The 18,920-nt window shown below is 66.2% G+C and carries 17 protein-coding genes; 5 read left to right on the top strand and 12 right to left on the bottom strand.

What is annotated here, in order from left to right; all coding sequences use genetic code 11:
* Positions 1-9: 9 nt before the first annotated feature.
* The 4 genes from MU558_RS02290 to pyrE all read right to left on the bottom strand — a co-directional run bounded on the left by MU558_RS02290 (position 10) and on the right by pyrE (position 4,065).
* Positions 10-720 carry a phosphoribosyltransferase family protein gene (locus tag MU558_RS02290; RefSeq protein ID WP_246971622.1) on the bottom strand — a complete coding sequence of 237 codons (711 nt, stop codon included), beginning with the start codon at positions 718-720 and terminating at the stop codon, positions 10-12.
* A 107-nt stretch (positions 721-827) separates the two neighbouring features.
* Positions 828-2,771 carry a threonine--tRNA ligase gene (thrS, locus tag MU558_RS02285; protein ID WP_246971620.1) on the bottom strand — a complete coding sequence of 648 codons (1,944 nt, stop codon included), beginning with the start codon at positions 2,769-2,771 and terminating at the stop codon, positions 828-830.
* Between the two features lie 223 nt (positions 2,772-2,994).
* Positions 2,995-3,534 carry a GNAT family N-acetyltransferase gene (locus MU558_RS02280; protein WP_246971618.1) on the bottom strand — a complete coding sequence of 180 codons (540 nt, stop codon included), beginning with the start codon at positions 3,532-3,534 and terminating at the stop codon, positions 2,995-2,997.
* A 3-nt stretch (positions 3,535-3,537) separates the two neighbouring features.
* Positions 3,538-4,065 carry an orotate phosphoribosyltransferase gene (pyrE, locus tag MU558_RS02275; RefSeq protein ID WP_246971616.1) on the bottom strand — a complete coding sequence of 176 codons (528 nt, stop codon included), beginning with the start codon at positions 4,063-4,065 and terminating at the stop codon, positions 3,538-3,540.
* 128 nt (positions 4,066-4,193) lie between these two features.
* Between pyrE and MU558_RS02270 the strand changes: the two genes are divergently transcribed.
* Positions 4,194-5,150 carry an alpha/beta hydrolase gene (locus MU558_RS02270; protein WP_246971614.1) on the top strand — a complete coding sequence of 319 codons (957 nt, stop codon included), beginning with the start codon at positions 4,194-4,196 and terminating at the stop codon, positions 5,148-5,150.
* A 12-nt stretch (positions 5,151-5,162) separates the two neighbouring features.
* Here MU558_RS02270 and MU558_RS02265 read toward each other — a convergent pair whose 3' ends face one another.
* Positions 5,163-5,708: a CDP-2,3-bis-(O-geranylgeranyl)-sn-glycerol synthase gene (locus MU558_RS02265; protein WP_246971612.1), complete on the bottom strand. Its 546-nt coding sequence runs from the start codon at positions 5,706-5,708 to the stop codon at positions 5,163-5,165.
* Positions 5,709-5,864: 156 nt separating this feature from the next.
* Here MU558_RS02265 and MU558_RS02260 point away from each other — a divergent pair, with 156 nt between their 5' ends.
* Complete coding sequence (locus tag MU558_RS02260) at positions 5,865-7,043, top strand: M24 family metallopeptidase (protein WP_246971609.1); 1,179 nt, start codon at positions 5,865-5,867, stop codon at positions 7,041-7,043.
* A 12-nt stretch (positions 7,044-7,055) separates the two neighbouring features.
* Here MU558_RS02260 and MU558_RS02255 read toward each other — a convergent pair whose 3' ends face one another.
* Positions 7,056-8,030, bottom strand: a complete 975-nt coding sequence (locus MU558_RS02255) for an NAD(P)-dependent oxidoreductase (protein ID WP_246971606.1) — start codon at positions 8,028-8,030, stop codon at positions 7,056-7,058.
* A 126-nt stretch (positions 8,031-8,156) separates the two neighbouring features.
* On the opposite strand from MU558_RS02255, the gene MU558_RS02250 reads away from it, so the two are divergent.
* The 3 genes from MU558_RS02250 (at position 8,157) to MU558_RS02240 (ending at position 11,072) form a co-directional block, all read left to right on the top strand.
* Positions 8,157-9,455: an amidohydrolase gene (locus tag MU558_RS02250; RefSeq protein WP_246971605.1), complete on the top strand. Its 1,299-nt coding sequence runs from the start codon at positions 8,157-8,159 to the stop codon at positions 9,453-9,455.
* A complete protein-coding gene (gene ilvA / locus MU558_RS02245; RefSeq protein ID WP_246971604.1) occupies positions 9,452-10,693 on the top strand; it encodes a threonine ammonia-lyase in 1,242 nt (413 codons plus the stop codon). The genes MU558_RS02250 and ilvA overlap by 4 nt, the downstream gene beginning before the upstream one ends.
* A gap of 88 nt (positions 10,694-10,781) precedes the next feature.
* Complete coding sequence (locus MU558_RS02240; protein ID WP_246971603.1) at positions 10,782-11,072, top strand: hypothetical protein; 291 nt, start codon at positions 10,782-10,784, stop codon at positions 11,070-11,072.
* A 174-nt stretch (positions 11,073-11,246) separates the two neighbouring features.
* On the opposite strand, the gene MU558_RS02235 is transcribed toward MU558_RS02240, so the two are convergent.
* From MU558_RS02235 to MU558_RS02210, 6 genes are all read right to left on the bottom strand, one after another.
* Positions 11,247-12,608, bottom strand: coding sequence for an aminotransferase class III-fold pyridoxal phosphate-dependent enzyme (locus MU558_RS02235; RefSeq protein ID WP_246971602.1), 1,362 nt, complete (start codon positions 12,606-12,608; stop codon positions 11,247-11,249).
* A 237-nt stretch (positions 12,609-12,845) separates the two neighbouring features.
* Positions 12,846-14,513, bottom strand: a complete 1,668-nt coding sequence (locus MU558_RS02230; RefSeq protein WP_246971601.1) for a BCCT family transporter — start codon at positions 14,511-14,513, stop codon at positions 12,846-12,848.
* A 360-nt stretch (positions 14,514-14,873) separates the two neighbouring features.
* Positions 14,874-15,521, bottom strand: a complete 648-nt coding sequence (locus MU558_RS02225; protein WP_246971600.1) for a DUF8102 family protein — start codon at positions 15,519-15,521, stop codon at positions 14,874-14,876.
* A 198-nt stretch (positions 15,522-15,719) separates the two neighbouring features.
* Positions 15,720-17,000, bottom strand: coding sequence for an amidohydrolase (locus MU558_RS02220; protein WP_246971599.1), 1,281 nt, complete (start codon positions 16,998-17,000; stop codon positions 15,720-15,722).
* A gap of 92 nt (positions 17,001-17,092) precedes the next feature.
* Positions 17,093-17,476: a Rid family detoxifying hydrolase gene (locus MU558_RS02215; RefSeq protein ID WP_246971597.1), complete on the bottom strand. Its 384-nt coding sequence runs from the start codon at positions 17,474-17,476 to the stop codon at positions 17,093-17,095.
* Positions 17,477-17,484: 8 nt separating this feature from the next.
* A complete protein-coding gene (locus tag MU558_RS02210; protein ID WP_246971594.1) occupies positions 17,485-18,867 on the bottom strand; it encodes an aspartate aminotransferase family protein in 1,383 nt (460 codons plus the stop codon).
* Positions 18,868-18,920: the final 53 nt, after the last annotated feature.

Genomic DNA, 18,920 nt, shown 5'->3' with positions numbered 1-18,920 from the left:
CGTACCACGTCAGACGGTCGCCAGCGAGCCGATCGGCGCGTCCGTTCGCTCGCGTGCGCGTTCGACACCGTCGTCACCCGCGGCGATGAGCGCGAAGACGCCCGCGACGTGGCCACCGGCCGACTCGACGATCTCGAGCAGCAGTTCCTGGGTCTCGCCCGAGCGGATGAGGTCGTCGACGACGAGCACGGACTCGCCCGCGTCGATCGCCGACGCGGGCAGGTAGTAGGTGAGTTCGATCCCCGAGGCGAGGCGCTGTCGGGCCTCGATGAACTCCTCGACTGCAGTCTCCTTTCGTTTCTTGGCGTACGCACAGCGGACGCCGTAGTAACTCGCGAGCGACGCCGCGAGCGTGATGCCGTCGGTCGCGGCCGTCAACACGACGTCCGGCCGGTCGAACTCGAAGGCGCTGGCGACGACGGGTGCGACGAGGTCGAGAAAGGGCTGGTCGAAGACCGCCCCGGAGGTGTCGACGTATCCCTCGTCGTCGACGCGAATCCGGGCGTCGAGTTCCGCCGCGAGCGCGTCGCGGCCGACGTCCTCGACGACGGTCCTGGCGCGGTCGGCACTCGGGAGGACGTGTCCGTTGACGTACCGATTGAGATCGCCCGGCGGCAGCCCCGTTCGCGCGGCGAGTTCGTCGTACGTGCGCGTCTCCTTGAGCATCCGCAGCACCTCGACGGCACGTAACTGCAAGGTCGCTTTCTCGGCTCTGTTCATGTTGGTAGGCACAATTCCACAAGTATGGATATTTCGATCCCTGACACCGCCGTCACGGAGCACGAATGTGGATTGCCTGATCGGGATGCCGAACCGTCAGCAGGCGTTTACTCGGCGAGGAAGTCCGGTTCCGTCCGCTTTGCGTCCCGTTCGTCCTCGAGGTGGGCACGGAACGCCTCGATTTCGACGTCGGACTCCTGGTCCTCGAAGCGGTCGCGAACCGAGATGTTGCCCGCCTCCTCTTCGTTGTCGCCGACGATGATCTGGTAGGGGACGCGGTCGTCGTGGGCCGCGCGGATCTTGCGCTCGAGCGTCGAGTCGCGGTCGTCGACCTCCACACGGAAGTCGTCGAACTCCGTGGCGACCTCCCGGGCGTACTCGAGGTTGTCGTCGGAGATGGGGAGCACGCGGACCTGCTCGGGGGCGAGCCAGAGCGGGAACTTGCCCTCGAAGTGCTCGATGAGCATCATGAAGAACCGCTCGTAGCTGCCGTACAGCGCCCGGTGGATCATCACGGGACGGTGTTCCTCGTTGTCCTCGCCGACGTAGGTGAGGTCGAACCGTTCGGGCATGTTGAAGTCGAGCTGGACGGTGGGACCGTCCCAGCTGCGGCCGATGGCGTCCTCGAAGGCGTAGTCGATCTTCGGGCCGTAGAAGGCACCGTCGCCCTCCTCGAGGTCGTACTCCATCTCGCGGTCCTCGAGGACGGCCTTCAGCTGGGACTCCGCACGCTCCCAGATCTCGTCACTTCCCACGCTCTTCTCGGGGCGCGTGGCCAGTGCGACCTCGTACTCCAGGTCGAACGTCGAGAGCACCTCGTCGATGGCGTCCATGATGGCCTCGACTTCCGCTTCGATCTGGTCGGGGCGGACGAACAGGTGGCCGTCGTCGATCGTGAAGGCCCACACGCGCGAGAGCCCCGAGAGTTCGCCGCGCTGTTCCTTGCGGTAGACCTTGCCGTCCTCGGCGTACCGCACGGGAAGGTCCCGGTAGCTCCAGGAGTGGTCGTCGAAGATCGTGGCGTGGCCGGGGCAGTTCATCGGCTTCAGCCCGAACTCGTCGTCGCCGAGTTCAAAGACGAACATGTCGTCCTGGTAGTTCTCGTAGTGGCCGGAGCGTTTCCAGAGGTCCGTCTTGAACAGGTGGGGCGTCTCGACGTAGTCGTAGCCGGCGGCGTCGTTGAGATCGGTGACGAACTCGCTGAGTTCGTTCAGGATCGTCTTGCCCGGCGGGTGATACAGCGGCAGTCCGGGACCCGTGACGTCCTGGATCGAGAACAGGTCCATTTCGTTGCCGATCCGGCGGTGGTCGCGCTCTTCGGCCTCGCGTTTTCGCTCGAGGAACGCCTCCAGGTCGGACTCGTCCTCGAAGGCGGTGCCGTAAATCCGGGTCTGCATCGGGTTCTCCTCGTCGCCGCGCCAGTAGGCGCCGGCGATCTCGAGCAGTTTCACCGCGCCGATCTCGCCCGTCGAGTCGACGTGCGGGCCGGCACAGAGGTCCCCCCACTCGCCCTGGCTGTAGAAGGTGACGTGGTCGTTCTCGTCGGCGAACTCGGAGAGGAGTTCGAGTTTGTACGGCTGGCCGTCGAGTCGCTCCTCGGCGTCCGCGATCGAGACTTCCTCGCGTTCGATGTCGTAATCGGCCTCGACGATCGCTTCCATCTCCGCTTCGATCTCCTCGAGATCCTCCTCGTCGACCTCGAGGTCGTCGAAGTCGTAGTAGAAACCCTCGTCGGTCGGCGGCCCGATGGCGAGTTTGACGTCGTCGTACAGCCGCTCGACCGCCTGTGCGAGACAGTGGGCGGCGGAGTGGCGCATCACTCGCAGGTACTCCTCGGACTGGTCCGTGACGATCTCGAGTTTCGCCCCGTCGTAGACGGGTTCCTCTTTGGCGACGAGGTCGCCGTCGAGTTTGCCCGCGACCGTGTCCCGGCCGAGGCCGGGGCCGATCTCGTAGGCGCAGTCTTCGACCGTCGCGTCGGCATCGACCTCGAGTTCGGATCCGTCGGGCAGTACGACCGCTATCTCTTCCTGTGATTCTGATTCTGACATGGCTGTGGGTGTGGTTCGTGTGAACGTGAGAACGCCGGGTGTGCGTCCGCCGGTGGATCCACCTGGACCGTCCGCTGGTCGGTCGTGGTCGACACAGCGCACGGTAGGTGTGAGTTAGAAGCGGGCGAGAGCCCCTGTAAAGCGGACACCTACCATCGTGATTACGATTACTCTCGACCGGGATAAAAGGGTTGTGATGGTGCCGTGTGCGTTTGCCACGACCTCACGTGGGATCGACGCCGTTCGGACGCCCGTATTCGTCGGCCGTCGCCAGCGGTTTGACGTAGATGCTACAGGGGTTGCCGGGCTCCCATCCGGGGTAGGGATCGATTGTCTCGACCGGGACGAACCCGTTCGCCTCGTAGAACCGCCGGGTCGCCTCGTACGGTCGGTACTCGACGCTCGGTGCGAGCGTCTTCACCGAGAGCACGCGGACGCCGCCGTCGGCCAGTTCGTCTGCCGCGGTCTCGAGGAGGCGACCGCCGACGCCGTTTCCCTGCCGGGACGGCCTGACGCCGATCCAGGTCAGTTCGGCGACAGCGTCGTCCCGCGTCTCGCCGCGCCGGTGGGCGGCGGGAACCCCGCGGTAGATCGTCGCGAAGCCGACGACGTCGTCGCCGTCTCGAGCGACGTACGTTCGCTGATCGTCGAGCGCCGCCTGGATCTCGGCGAGCGCGTCCGCGGTGAAGTGCTCCTCGAGCGCTCGCGCGAGGTCGAGACACGCCTCGACCGGCGGCGACGGGTCGCGTGCGACCGTGACCATCGACTACTCGCGGTCTGCCAGCAACTCGCTCGCGGTCACGAGCGCCTCCATCTCGACGCCCGCGTCTTCGACGTTCTCGCGGCCGCCCTCCTCGCGGTCGACGACGACCATCGCGCGCTCGACGGTCGCACCTGCCTCCCGAAGCGCCTCGATCGCGTCGACGAGGCTCGTCCCCGTGGTGACGATGTCCTCGAGGACGACCACTTCCTCGCCCTCCTCGAGTCGGCCCTCGATCAGGTTCGCCGTGCCGTACTCCTTGCGCTGCTTGCGCGCGATGACGTACGGCACCCCGGCAGCGACGCTCGTCGCTGCGGCGAGGGGGACCGCGCCGAGTGCCACGCCCGCGAGTTTCTCGTCCTCGTCGACCCGTTCGGCGAAGGCCTCGGCGATCAACTCGAGACAGCGCGGGTCGGTCTCGAAGAGGTACTTGTCGACGTAGTACTCGCTCGTGCCGCCGTGGGCGAGGTCGAACTCGCCGAACTGAACGGCGTCTGCTGTACGCAACGCGTCGATGAGTTCCTGGTTCGTCATTGTCGGAGAGGCGCGCCGGATCGAGATAAACGGTGTGAAATTCCGATCCGATCGCCGTCGTGAAATCGTGCAGTCACACTCCACGGCGAACCGGGACCTTTTGCCGATGCGAGCCGTCGTCGCATTCGATGACCCGCGGTGCCGCCGACGAACCCCACTCCGAAGTCCAGGCCGTCCTCGACGCACTCGAGGAGATGGGTGCCCCGTCGCTCGAGGAGTTCTCGCCGCTCGAGGCTCGTGACCTCCTCGACGGACTGCTCGGCCGTGACGAGCCGTCGATCCAGGTCGCGTCGGTCGAGGAGCGGACGATCGACGGACCCGGTGGCGACCTCCCGGTTCGGATCTACGATCCGCGGCCCGACGAGTCGCGGCCGGTCGTCTGTTATCTCCACGGCGGTGGCTGGGTGATCGGGAGTCTCGACTCACACGATCCCTCGTGTCGGAAACTCGCCACCGAGACGGGGTACGTCGTCGTCAGCGTCGACTACCGACTCGCGCCGGAACACCCGTTCCCGGCCGCCCTCGAGGACAGCTACGCTGCCCTAGAGTGGCTCGCGGACGACGCGGCGGCGATCGGCGGCGACCCCGACCGGATCGTCCTCGCCGGCGACAGCGCCGGCGGGAACCTCGCCGCCGCGACCGCGTTGCTCGCCCGCCATCGCGACGGACCGTCGATCGCGTACCAGCTTCTCCTCTATCCGGTGACCGGCGACCCGACCGAAACCGACTCCTACGAGGAAAACGCGGAGGGGTACTTCCTCACGACGGCCGAGATGGAGTGGTTTCGCGACCACTACCTCGAGCGCGACGTCGACGAGTTACACCTCCTGGTCGCGCCGCGGCTCGCACGCGACCTGTCCGGGCTGCCACCGGCGACGGTCGTCACGGCGGGGTTCGATCCACTGCGCGAGGACGGGGCCGCCTACGCCGATCGACTCGAGGCGGCCGGCGTTCCCGTCACATACCGGAACTACCCGGACGTGATCCACGGCTTCATGGCGATGCTCGAAGAGCCAGTCGATCTGACCCGGGCCCACGAGGCGTACGCCGACGTCGCGGCCGATCTGGCCGACGCACTCGAGTAGTCCGACCGACCGTTACCAGGGTTCGTTCTTCAGCCCGAGTTTGTACGCGATCACGTTGGTCGTCACGTGCAAAAGCGGCGTGATGATCACGACGACCGCCAGGACGGGCAGGGTGAACGTCTCGAGGAACCAGTCGGGGGCGGCGACGAACGCGAGCGCGAGCGAGACGACGACGAAGTCGAGCTGGTCGACGCCGGGGAAGGCCGCGCCGCGCTCGCGTCCCGTCCGGCGCTTGAGAAACGAGGCGAGGATGTCGCCGAGCATCGCTCCGAACGGGAGCGCGACGATGGCTGGGGCCGGGAAGACCGGGAGGCCGACGCCGGTCACTGACCCGACGTCGCCCGAGATTGCATTGAGGACGAGCGCTAGGACGGCCCCGGCGGCCGTCCCCACGGCGGTGCCGCGCCAGGTCTTCCCGTCGCCGAGGATCCGACTGTCGCCCCACGTCCGCCCGCCGTCGATCGGTCGCCCGCCGCCGGCGAGCACTGCCGCGTTGTTCGGCACGTACGCGGGCAACATCGCCCAGAACGCGACGACGATCGTCTCGAGTACTGCCATGTCCGGCGGGACGTCCCGCCCCGTCTTAAGGCGGGTGGTTCGCCTCGAGTCGATAGTTCTCACCCGCGCTCCGAAATATACACACTATCTGTTTCTAACATACACGAAAAACTTTTAGCGTTACTGGTACACCCACCCGGTAGAGGACCCGTTACCATGCCACGAACTGTCTTCGACGAGGCGGAGTACGAACGACGGATCGAACGGACCAAAGCGCGGCTGCGCGAGGAGGGACTCGACGCCGTCGTCGTCTCCGACCCGGCGAACATGAACTACCTCACGGGATACGACGGCTGGTCGTTCTACGTCCACCAGGCCGTCGTCGTCACGCCCGACCGGGACGAACCCGTCTGGATCGGCCGTGAGATGGACGCCAACGGCGCTCGAGCGACGACCTGGCTCTCCGAGTCGAGCATCCGCTCGTACAGCGACGACCACGTCCACTCGCCCCACGACCTCCACCCGATGGACGTCTTCGCCGACGTGCTCGCCGACCTCGACGTCGCCGACGGCCGGATCGGCCTCGAGATGGACGCCTACTACTTCACCGCGAAGTCGTACGTGCGCCTCCAGAAGAACCTCCCCGAGGCCGAGTTCGAGGACGCGACGCTGCTGGTCAACTGGGTGCGGGTCAGAAAGTCCGAGCAGGAACTCGAGTACATGCGCGAGGCGGCCCGGATCTCGGAGAACGCGATGGCCGCCGGTCTCGAGGCCATCGAGGAGGGCGTCCCCGAGTACGAGGCGGCGGCCGCGATCTACGACGCGCTGATCACCGGAACCGAGGCGTACGGCGGCGACTACCCCTCGATCGTGCCGCTGATGCCCTCCGGCGACCACACCGGGACGCCGCACCTGACCTGGACGGACAGGCCGTTCGAGGAGGGCGATCCGGTCATCATCGAACTCTCGGGCTGTCGCCACCGGTACCACTCCCCGATGGCGCGAACGACTTTCGTCGGCGACCCACCCGCGGAGATCGAACGCACGGCCGAGGTCGTCGTCGAGGGACTCGAGGCCGCCCTCGACGCCGTCGAACCGGGCGTAACCTGCGAGTCCGTCGAGAAAGCCTGGCGGGAGACCATCGCACAGTACGGCCTCGAGAAGGAGGATCGCATCGGCTACTCGATGGGACTCGGCTACCCGCCAGACTGGGGCGAACACACCGCGAGCCTCCGGCCCGGCGACGAGACGGTCCTCGAGGAGGGCATGACGTTCCACGCGATTCCCGGCATCTGGGGCGACGACTTCGGCGTCGAGATCAGCGAGACGTTCCACGTCACCGCCAGCGGTGCCGAGACGCTCGCGGACTTTCCACGACGGCTGTTTACCACGTAGGCTCCGTCGACGTCAGGGGTCGGGACGGCGGACGACGTTCTCGAGTTCGCCGTCCTCGCCTTCCTCTAACGCCCACACGTTGTGGGCGACGATGTCGGCCAGGCGGTCCCAGTGTTTCGGCGTGTGCCCGCCCGTGTGGGGCGTGATGAGGCAGTTCTCGAGGTCCCACAGCGGGTGATCGCCGGGGAGCGGTTCGGGGTCGGTCACGTCGAGGGCGGCCCCGCGGATCGTGTTCGACTGCAGCGCCGCGACGAGCGCGTCGGTGTCGACGATGCCGCCGCGGGCGGCGTTGACGACCACGGCGTTCGGCGGCAGGGTGGCCAGTTCGTCCTCGCCGACGAGTCCGCGGGTCAGGTCGTTGAGCGGACAGGCGAGCACGACGTAGTCGCTGCGGGCGAACGCCTCGTGGATCGCCTCGTCGTCGAACCCGACGACCTCGTCGGTCGGCCCGCCCTTCTCCGGCGTGTATCGGACGCCGATCGTCTCGACCTCGAACCCCTCGAGGCGCTGCGCGATCGCCTGGCCGATCGAGCCGAGGCCGACGATCGTCACGGTGCTGTCGGTGAACTCGTGTGACTGGAAGTGTCGCCACTCGCCGTTCCGTTTGCGCCGCCAGCCCTCGTGGAGTCGCCGGGCGAACACGAGCATGTTCCCGATGGCCTGCTCTGCGATTCCGGGGGCGTGGATGCCGCCCGCGTTCGTCACCGTGACGCCGTGGTCGACCAGCGCGTCTACCGGAACGTGGTCGGTACCGGCGAACGTACACGCGAACAACTCGAGTCGGTCGGCGCGCTCGAGCAGGTCCTCCTCGATCGTGATCCCCGTCACGACTCGCGCACGGGTGACCAGTTCCCGCTCGGCGTTCGGCGTCCTCGCAAGCGAAACGGCGTACTCGGGGAGCCGTTCCCGGAGCGTCTCGGCGTACGATTCCATCGACAGTCCCTCGGTCCCCTCTCGGAGGACGACGACGTCTGGATTCTCGCTCATGTCGGTGTCTCTCGCGTCGGACGACGCTTTGTCCTCCGATTGGCGTCCGTCTCCTTATCTTTTTGCGTACACGTCGTCAACGACAACTGTGTATAATTAAGTCGGTGGCGTTCGTCAGGTTCTCGCATGACAGGGTCGATCCGAGACCGTCTCGTCTCGCTGCGCCGCGAGTTCCACCGCCATCCGGAACCGGCGTGGCGCGAGTTCTACACCACGTCTCGCCTCGTCGAAGAGATCCGTGCGATCGGCGTCGACGACCTCGCCGTCGGTCCCGACGCCTACGATCCCGCCGATCGGATGGCCGTCCCCGACGACGGCTTCGAGCCGTGGCTCGAGCGCGCCCGCGAGCGAGGCGCGGACGAGGAGCTGCTCGAGCGGATGGCGGGCGGCAACACCGGTGCGGTCGCCGCCCTCGACCGAGGCGCGGGGCCCGCCGTCGGCCTGCGGGTCGACGTCGACGGCCTGTTCGTCGAGGAGTCGACCGACGCGAACCACGTTCCCGCCGCCGAGGGATTTCGCTCCGAAGTCGACGGGACGATGCACGCCTGCGGCCACGACGTTCACGTGACCTGGGGGCTGGCCGCCCTCGAGACGATCGCCGAGAGCGACTTTTCGGGGCGGTTCGTGGTGTTCTTCCAGCCCGCCGAGGAGACCGGCGGTGGCGGCCGTCCGATGGCGAAAAGCGAGTACGCCACGGGGCTGGACTACCTGCTGGCGGTCCACGTCGGTCTGGATCGTCCGACCGGTGAAGTGGTGGCGGGGATCGAGAAGCCGCTAGCGATGTGCCACGTCGAGGCGACCATCGAGGGCACTTCCGCACACGCAGGCAAAGCCCCACAGGAGGGAGATAACGCCATGCACGCGATGGGAACGGCGATCGAGAACGCCTACGGCATCCCTCGTCACGGCGACGGGATGACCCGCGTGAACGTCGGAAGGGCGGAGGCCGGCACCGCGAGCAACGTCGTCGCCGAGCGCGCCCACCTGGAGGCCGAGGCCCGCGGCGAGACCACCGAACTGATGGAGTACGTGAAACGTCGCCTCGAGCGCACGGTGAAGTCGGCCGCCGAGATGCACGGCTGCCGGGCCGACGTGGAGATCGTCAGCGAGTCGCCCCGCGCGGACAGCAACCCGGAACTGCAGTCGCTCGTGAGCGAGGTCGCCGCCGACGTCGCTGGCGTCGAGCGCGTGGTGCCGGCAGCCGACTTCGGCGCGAGCGAGGACGCGACGTTCCTCATGGAGCGCGTCCAGAACGACGGTGGCCTCACCTCGTACGTGATCGTTGGCACCGACCATCCGACGAGCCACCACACGCCGACGTTCGACGTCGACGAGCGCAGCCTCGCACACGGCGTCGACGTCCTCGTCGGGACGATCCGGGAACTCGAGCGGCAGCATCCGGTGCCCCGGGAGGACGGCGAATGACCGAGGGTAGCGAAGCCCGCGTCACCCTCGAGGACGTCGAGGACGCCCGGGCGCGCATCGCGGATGTCGTCCACCGGACGCCGCTGGACACCTCGCGGACGTTCGCCGGCACGAGCGGCGCGGCCTCGGTCGGGCTCAAACTCGAGAACGTCCAGCGGACGGGTTCGTTCAAGATCCGCGGGGCCTACAACAGGATGGCCCAACTCTCGGACGCGGAACGCGAGGCGGGCGTCGTCGCCTCGAGCGCGGGCAACCACGCCCAGGGCGTGGCGCTGGCCGGCGATTTGCTCGATATCGAGACGACGATCGTCGTCCCCGAGGTCACTCCCGCAGCGAAGATCGAGGCCACCCGCAGCTATGGGGCTGCGGTGGTTGTGGAGGGTGACATCTACGAACGCTCCTACGAATTCGCGCTCGAGCGCGCTGCAGAGACCGACGAGACGTTCGTCCACCCCTTCGATGACGCGGCCATCGTTGCCGGCCAGGGGACAATCGGCCTCGAGTTGCTCGAGCAATACCCCGACCTCGATACCGTGCTGGTCGCTATCGGCGGCGGCGGGCTCATCTCGGGCATCGGAACGGTCCTGAAGGCTGCCGAGCACGACGCTCGGGTGATCGGGGTCCAACCAGCAGGAGCCGCCCACGCGAAGCCGTCGCTCGAGGCCGGCGAGATCCGCGAACTCCAGAGCGTCGACACCGTCGCGGAGGGGATCGCGGATACGCGCATGCTCGAGACGACCTTCGAAATCGCTCGCGATGTCGTCGACGACGTGGTGAGCGTGAGCGATCGAGAGATCGCCGCCGCGGTGGCCCTGCTGGCCGAACGCGCGAAGACCGTCGCCGAAAGCGCCGGGGCTGCCCCGCTGGCTGCCGCGTTCTCGGACGAGTTAGCGCTGGAAGGTGCGCACGTCGGCGTCGTGATCTCGGGCGGAAACGTGAATCTCACCGAGCACGCCGAACTCACGCGGACGGGGTTGTGCGAACTCGAGCGCTACGTCGAGGCCCGGCTCGCACTCGATAGGTGGCCGACGGCCGTCGGTGACGTGGTCGAGATGGTCGAAGCCGAGGGAGCCGAACTGGATAGTCTCGAGCGCGCGCGTCGAACGGGTGACGATCATCCCAACCAGACACCGGTCACGATCGGGCTCGAGGGAAGTGGCCCGGAGCATCTCAACGGCGTGCTCGAGGCGCTGGCGGAACTCGAAGGTGTGTCGGTCGTCGAGCGGTCGCTCGAGTGATTGCTGGCCGTGTCCGGCGATCGATGATCGATTACCGCAGCGGAGATGTCACCAAAATAATTTAGATAGCCATCCAACAAATCAGTGTGTGAATCGATCCCTCCTCTATCACGTCTCGCAGATGGTCGTCGGTGGCGGCCTCGCGATGATCGCTGTCTCGAATTTTCTGTCGGGAAATCCCGACGGTGTCAGATTGTCCATTAGTTCGGTGCTGATGATCATCGGTGGTGTCGGAATTCTGATCGGAAACGGCTACCACGCCCTGACTGGGAACGTCGACCGCGTCGAGCTCGGTCCTGTGTCCGTCTGGCTCTCTGTGGTGGCAGCGATTCTCATCCTCCTTGCGGGAGTACTGCAACTTCTGCTACTGCTGGGGTAAGCGGCTGCTGCTCTCGCCGCTAGAGCGTTTATTGCATGTCACGTCCACGTCACTCGAGGCGACAAAGTAACGCGGCGCAGTGAATCAATATCTGTGTATCGCACCAGCGAGCGAACGTCACCGACCGCCACCGAACCGAATGTAGAAACGAAAATCGATTAGTAAAAGAGATCCTTACGCGACCGTCGCGCTCGGGCTGGCGGCTTCGATCGCCTCGAGAAAGATCCCCGTTCCCAACTCGATCTCGCGCTCGGTCGCGTCAAGCGGTGGGAGCAGCCGAATCGTTTTCTCCCCACAGCCGAGCGTCAACAGCCCGCGTTCGAGGGCAGCTTCGACCACGGCGTCCCGACGGTCTGCTGTATCGAACTCGACGGCGAGCATCAGCCCCTTACCGCGGACGTCCACGACGGAGTCGGGTGCGTCGTCGCGAATGCGTTCCGTTGCTTGCTTGCCGCGCCGAGTCGCGTTGTCGAGGAGGTCGTACTCGTCGATGGCCTCGAGGGTAAAGGCCCCCATCATCGAGCCGAGCAGGTCGCCGCCGCCGAACGTCGACCCCAAGCGGTTCTTCTCGTCGGGGAACACGTCGGAACGGGCGATGGTCGCGCCGACGCGCAAGGCCTTCGCGCTGGCGATGACGTCCGGCTCGATCGGGTAGTGATCGGAAGCCCAGATCTCCCCGGTACGGCCGATCCCGGCCTGGATTTCGTCGACAACCAGTGGGATGTCGTATTCGTCGGTGACGTCCGCGACCTCCTGTACGAACGCGGTGCTCGGGAAGCGGTAGCCGCCGACGCCCTGAATCGGCTCGAGCGCGAGGAACGCGATCTCGTCGGGGTCGACGTGGCCGCCTTCGGGTGCGAGCATGCCCCGGAGTTGCGAATCGCCGCCTGCGAAGAAGCCACAGTCACAGCTGTCGGCATCACAGCCACGATCAGCACAGAACGGCACCGTCTCGATGCCGTCGATCTGGGGATAGTTGCGGGTGTAGACGGACCTGGACTTCGTGATCGACAGCGTGCCGAGGGTGCGGCCGTGGAAGCTGCCTGCGAAGGCGACGCCGTACTTCGCGGGCGCGCGGTGGTCGTTCGTGATCTTCATCGCGTTCTCCATGGCCTCTGCACCGGAGTTCGAGAGGAAGACGGTGTCCATCCCGTACTGACTCGAGACCTCGATCAGTTTCTCCATGAGGTGACTCGAGCCCGGTACTGTCGACGCCTCGGGGGTCGGGCCAGCGCCGAAGTACACGTCCTGGCCGGCGATCTTCATCGGCTCGACGAGGTCGAACGCCTCGAGTTTCTCGAGGAGTTTCTCGTTGTTGTATCCAAGCGGTGCCGCGCCGATGTGGCAGGTGAAATCGAGCAGGACGTTGCCGTCGACGTCGGTGACGAAGGGGCCGTGTGCCTCCCGGGTCACGTCCCAGACGAACTCGTGGGAGTACTCGCTCGGTGCGGAGTGTTCCTGGTGGAACTCGACCCACTTCCGGGCGTTCGGCCCCGGGAGGGCGTCCGCGTCGGGCTCCGCTGTGTCCCTATCCATACACAGATTATGTATACATCGTACATTAAAACTTGTTATGGGTCGTGTCGGTTCACACGGAAATCGGCGTGACGCGGTGTCCAGCGTGCCCGCGAGGACGAGACAGCACGACGGTCGACGACTCGAGGCGTCGGCCAGCGAGGTGGAGGGCTGGAGGCAGTCGTACCGTCGTCGGACGTCGGCCCCGGTGGGACCGCGATCCGCCGTGCGATCACACCGGGTGTACGACCGGCATTCTCAGTCGTCGTCCGACTCGACGGGGCCTCCGGGACCGGTCGGCGGCGACTCGGCGTCCGTGCCCGCACTCGAGCCGACGAGGACGGTCTCGTCTTGCAGCAACACGCGGCCGTACTCCGAGCCGAAGTCTCTGATCAGCGCGAGCATCGCGAGGAAACAGACGAACGCGAAGGGCGTGCCGGTGATGATCGCCGCCTGCTGGAGCGTGTTCGCGCTGCCGGTGCCGCCGAGGATCATCAGGATCGCCGCGGTCATCCCGAGGACGACGCCCCAGAAGATCCGGTTGATCGTCGACGGCCTGGCCTTGCCGCCGGTCGTCATCATCGAGACGGCCAGCGTCGAGGAGTCCGCCGAGGTGACGAAGAACGTCGTCACGAGGACCATAAACGCCAGCATGAAGACCGTTCCCATCGGGAACGCTTCGAACAGGATGAAGCCGGAGACTTCGGCACCCTGCTCGCCGGCGATCACCGCACCGAAGTCGGCGACGCCGTTGTGGTGGGCCCAGACCGAGGTGCCGCCGACGAAGGTGAACCACGGGATGGTGGCCGCCGAGGTGGCGACGATCCCCGTGAACGCGACCTCGCGGACGGTGCGACCCCTGGAGATGCGGGCGATGAACAGACCCGCGAACGGGGACCACGAGAGCGCCCACGCCCAGTAGAAGACCGTCCAGCTGTTCATCCACTCCGTGGCTTCCGCGTTCCCCGCACCGAAGGCTCCGGCCCCGGTGAAGAGGCTCATCGAGACGAAGTCGGCGACCATCCCGCCGAAGGCCTGCGTTCCCAGCAGGATCAAAAACAGCGTCGGGCCGACGACGAACGTCGCCACCATGAGGACGACGAAAAGCACCATGTTGAAGTTCGAGAGCCGGCGGATCCCCCTGTCGACCCCCAGCACCATCGAGGTCGTAAACAGCAGGGTCATCATCGTCACCACGAGGAGGATACCGACGTTCCCCATGCTGATGCCCCACTGGTAGTCAAGTCCGGTGACGAACTGGCTCCCGATGAAGCCGAGCGACGTGGCCACGCCGCCGATCGTCGCGAAGACGGCGAGGACGTCGACGACCTTCGCGACCGGGCCGTCTAAGTTCTCGGCACCGATGATCGGCGTCAGCGCCGACGACACCCGCAGTGGAACGTTGTCGTAGTTGTACGCGAAGTAGCCGATCGCGATCCCCATGATGGTAAACACCGCGAGCTGGGGCAGCGCCCAGTGGAACAGCGTCTGCTGGATGGCGACGGACATCGCTTCGGCCGACCCGCCCTCGACGCCGCCGAACAGCGGCGAGGGGCTGTCGTAGTAGAACAGCGCCTCGGTCGGCCCCCAGAACACGACGCCCGCAGCGAACCCGGCCGAGTACAGCATCGCGAAAAACGACAGGAAGCTGTACTCCGGTGACTCATCGCCCAGCCTGATCGATCCCCAGGGACCGACGATCAGGAACAGCAGGAAGACGACGATCAGGAACACGATCAGCAGCAACGCCCAGTTGAACGCACCGAGCAGTTGATCGTTCAGCGACGAAATCCCACTCTCGACGGTGCCCGGACTGACGAAAAAGGCCGCGATCACGCCGACTGTCAACAGCGCACCGAACAGGAAGACCGTCGGATCGATCTCCTCGAGGAACCGGTCGACCGGCCCTCCCTCGTCCGTGCTCATCGGCTCTCACCCCGACAGTCGATCGACGTGGTGGCGATCCTCCCTTGTCTCCACCTACCGTTTGCCATGCTGTGTAGTGGCATACGGAACTGATTGCTAGTGGACACAATAAATATTTTCTTTTCGTATCTGGCATATACAGATTGTGTTTATCGGGAAGGCCACCAGTCGTGTCGCCGCGACCCCTGGACGGTCGCTTCTGGAGACCTGATTCGAAACGACCGTCGACGGGACCGAGAGGCGAACAGCCTGGCCACTCGAGCAGGCGACGACGGACGAGAATTCGTCGAACGACAGCGTCTCGCGTGCGATCGATGGCCGAACCGTGTTGTCCGGCAGTACGACTTACAGCAGGCGTTCTCAGTTCGTCAGTTCCTCGAGGCGCTGGTCGCGAGTTTCGGCGCTCTCGTTTACCCGACGCGCGTACTCGTCGACCCGACTCTTGATGTCCTCGCGCGTCTCCTCGGGTGAGAAGTCCTCGGACATCGTCAGCAGGCGAACGAACGCACGAAGCTCTTCGTCGGTGAGCTGTTCGAATCGCTCGTTCTCCAGCTTCTCGATCACTTCGTCGACGTCGATCTGACCGACCGGATCGACGTTGAACTCGACGTTGACCATCCGGTAGTTCGAACCGGCGAGTCGCTGCTCGGCCTTCCCGACGCCCTCCGAGAGCATGTCCTTGAACGGGGTGTAGTAACCCATCGTGCCGAGGTGGAGAAACGCGAGCACGTCGGTGATCCCCTGGGTCAGCGCCTCGCGATCCTCGTCGTCCGGATCGAAGACCGTGTTTCGGTCCCGATCCTCGAGGTACTCGAAGAGGATGCTGAAATCGAGGATCGCGTTCCGGACCCGGCGTCGGATGCGGTTTCGCTTCTGTTTTTTCGAGTGTTCGGTGTAGTCCGTCTTTCGACCCAGCAGGAAGTCACGATCGGAGGGCGTGAGAATACCGCGGGGCCGGTCGGAATCGGCGGCGTCCCGTAGCGGCTCCGGCACGTCGTCCTGGCTCATACACAAAATACGGTTACTGAGCGAATTAATCCTTGTGATCGGGGGTCTCCGAGGTCCACCATGCCCTCTGCGCTCGATCTCGTGCCCAGCGAAACGGCGCACTCGAGCCGGTCACACCGCCGAGCGTCGCGGAACGGGCGAGCGGGATTCCGTATACGGTTTTTGTATCGACGACGGCCTCTCGGCGACTCGAGTCGGTCACGGTCGCCGTCGAGCGAGTTCGACGGCGCTCTCGGTCAGCAACTCGACGGCGATTCCGAGGCTGCGTTCGTCGACGTCGAACGTCGGCGTGTGGTGGCTCGTCGGGTGGTCGGTGCCGACGATCACGTACGAGGCGAGGCCGCCGTCGTCCTGGATGCGCTCCATGAGGTACGTCACGTCCTCGCTCACGCCCAGTTCGTCGGTGGGAACGACCGTGTCGATCGCCGCGATTCCGCCAGCGACCTCGCCGACGACGTCTCTGAGTGCCGGGTCGCTGTCGACCCGCGGCGACTCGCTCGTGATCCGCGGCGTGACGTCGCAGTCGTGCATCTCGGCGGCGGCGTACAGCACGCGCTCGAGTTCCGTTCGCGTGTACTCCATCAGGGCCGTCGTCTCGCCGCGGACCTCTCCGTGGAGCGTGACCTCCTCGGCGATGACGTTGCTCGCGATGCCGCCCTCGACGCGTCCGAAGTTCACCCTGGTCATCCCGTCGCTGTGTCTGGGGATGGCGTAGGCGTTCTGTACCGCCGTCGCCATCGCCTGCATCGCGTTCGCACCCTCGTTCGGTGCCTTGCCGGCGTGTGCGCTCGCCCCCTCGAACGTCGCGGTCAGGTGTGCCATCGCGAGTGGCTTCTCGACGCCGGCGACGACCGTCCCCGTCGGGTAGTCGAGGCCGACGTGGAGCGCCAGCAGGTAGTCGACGTCGTCGACGTACCCGCCTTCGGCCATCGGCTTGCCGCCGCCGGAGATCTCCTCTGCCGGCTGGAAGAACGCCTTGAACGTCCCCGAGAAGTCGCTCTCCGTTATCGTCTCGATCACCCCGAGCGCGATCGCGACGTGGGCGTCGTGCCCGCAGGCGTGCATGTAGCCGTCGTGTTCGGACCGAAAGCCCTCGTCCGCCGGCCTGTGACCCGCCTCGGTCGACTCCGAGAGCGAGATGGCGTCGAGGTCGACCCGGAGACCGACCGTCGGCCCTGGTCCCTGCTCGACGACGGCGACGACGCCGGTGTGTCCGTCCGCCGTCCGCTCGAGGACGCCGTCGCGGACGCCGGCCCCGCGCGCTCGCGTCTCCCAGCGGTCGAGTTCCGCCGCCGACGGGACGGCCATCCGTTCGTCGGTCGCGAGCGCTTCCCGTCCCACCGCGAGTTCGTCGACGCCGATCCGCTCGAGTTCGTCGACGACTCGAGCCGTCGTCTGGAACTCACACCACCCGGGTTCGGGACGGCGGTGGAACTCGCGCCGGAGTGTTGTCAATCGGTTGTGCACGTCGTGGGGCATGGTTTCCCGACGCTTGGTCCCGAAGTTACTTAATTATAATCAGTAATTGTGTACTACTTCTCCACATACGGGTTAAGAAACGCGGGTCCGGCCTAGCCCAGGTGAGCGATCGCGTCCATCTCGACGCGGACGTCTCCGGGAAGTCGCGAGACCTCGACGCAGACTCGGGCCGGCGGCACGTCGTCGAACCGTGCGCCGTACGCGTCGTTGACGCGCTCGTAGTCCTCGAGGTCGGTGAGGTAGACGGTGACCGTGACGACGTCCTCGAGGCCGTCGCCGCCGGCGTCCTCGACGACCGCGGCCACGCTGTCGAGCACGCGGTCGGTCTGGACCCCGACGTCGCCGTCGACGGCGTCGCCGGTCTCCGGATCGACCGGTCCGTACCCGGAGACGTAGAGCGTGTCACCGGTGCGGACGCCCTGGGAGTACGGATTCTCGTTGCGCGGTGCGTCGTCGGTGACGATCTCTTCGGACATTGCCGCGATCAGGCCGTCTGTCGGACGTCCGCGGTCGCGCGTTCGATCGCGTCGACGACGACGTCCAGCGCCGTCTCCGCCAGATCGTGTGTGAGCACGAGCGGCGGCAGGAGCCGGAGGACGTTGCCGTGTCGACCGGCCGTCCAGACGAGCACGCCGTTCTCGAAGCAGTACTGCTGGATGGCGTCGACGACGTCGCCGTCCGGCGCGCCGTCGGCGTCGACGAACTCGGCCCCGACGAACAGTCCCCGGCCGCGCACCTCGGCGAGTCGGTCGGTCCCGTCGGCCGCCTCGCGCAGTCGACTCCGGACGTACTCGCCGAGTTCGCGGGCGTGCGCGAGTAGGTCGTGTGCCTGGACGTACTCGATGGCGCGAGTTCCCGCCCGCATCGCGACGACGTGGCCGCGGTAGGTGCCGGCGTGGTCGCCCGACCCCCACGTGTCGAGGTCCTCGTGGTAGATGGTCGCCGACAGCGGGAAACCCACGCCACCGAGGGCCTTCGCGGAGGTCATCGCGTCGGGCGTCACGCCCGCCCAGTCGCAGGCCCACCACTCGCCGGTACGGCCGAACCCCGACTGGATCTCGTCGAAGACGAGCACGACGTCGTTGTCGTCGGCGATATCGCGTAGCCCCTGCAAGAAGCCCGCCGGCGGCGTGACGACGCCGCCTTCGCCCTGGATCGGCTCGACGACGATTCCCGCCGGGTTCGCGAGCCCGCCGTAGGGGTCCTCGACGATCGCCTCGACCTCCTCGAGCGCGTGGTCGACGGCCGCCTGCGGCTCTTTTCCCTGGCCGAACGGGTACGGGTAGGGCGCGTGGACGACGTCCGAGAGCAACGGCGTGTAGTGGCCCTTGAAGCTCGTGTTCGACGTGAGGCTCATCGCGCCGCTGGTCGCCCCGTGGTAGGCACCGCGGAACGCGATCAGGCCGTCGCCGCCGGTGTTGTACTTGGCGAGTTTGATCGCGGCCTCGATCGCGTCGCTCCCGGTGGGGCCGCCGAAGACGACCCGATTTTGTCCCTGCAATCCGTCGGGTGCGATCTCGTCGAGTTTCTCGATCAACTCGAGGCGCGCCTCGGTCGGGAAGTCGACCGTGTGGACGAGTCTGTCGGCCTGCTCGTGGACGGCCTTGAGGACGTACGGGTTCGCGTGGCCGACGTTGAGAACGCCGATGCCGGCGAACAGGTCGATGTACGTGTTGCCGTCGACGTCACGGACCGTCGCTCCCTTCCCCTCCTCGAAGGCGACGGGAATGTCTTCCGGGTAGGCGACGGCGTTGCTGTCGATCTCGCGTTGTTTCTCGAGCAGTTCGCGGGAGTTGGGCCCCGGCACGTCGTCGACGTTCGGTGCGTCCTCGTAGTGGAGTTCTTCGATCGGCGGACCTGCCGTCATACGTATCAGCAGGTGAAACAGTGATAAATATCTTATCCACAGTATTCATACCA

This window comes from Natribaculum luteum (assembly GCF_023008545.1).
Lineage (GTDB): Archaea > Halobacteriota > Halobacteria > Halobacteriales > Natrialbaceae > Natribaculum > Natribaculum luteum.
The sequence above is the reverse complement of the archived record's forward strand: the minus strand, read 5'-3'. Positions and strand labels throughout refer to the sequence as shown.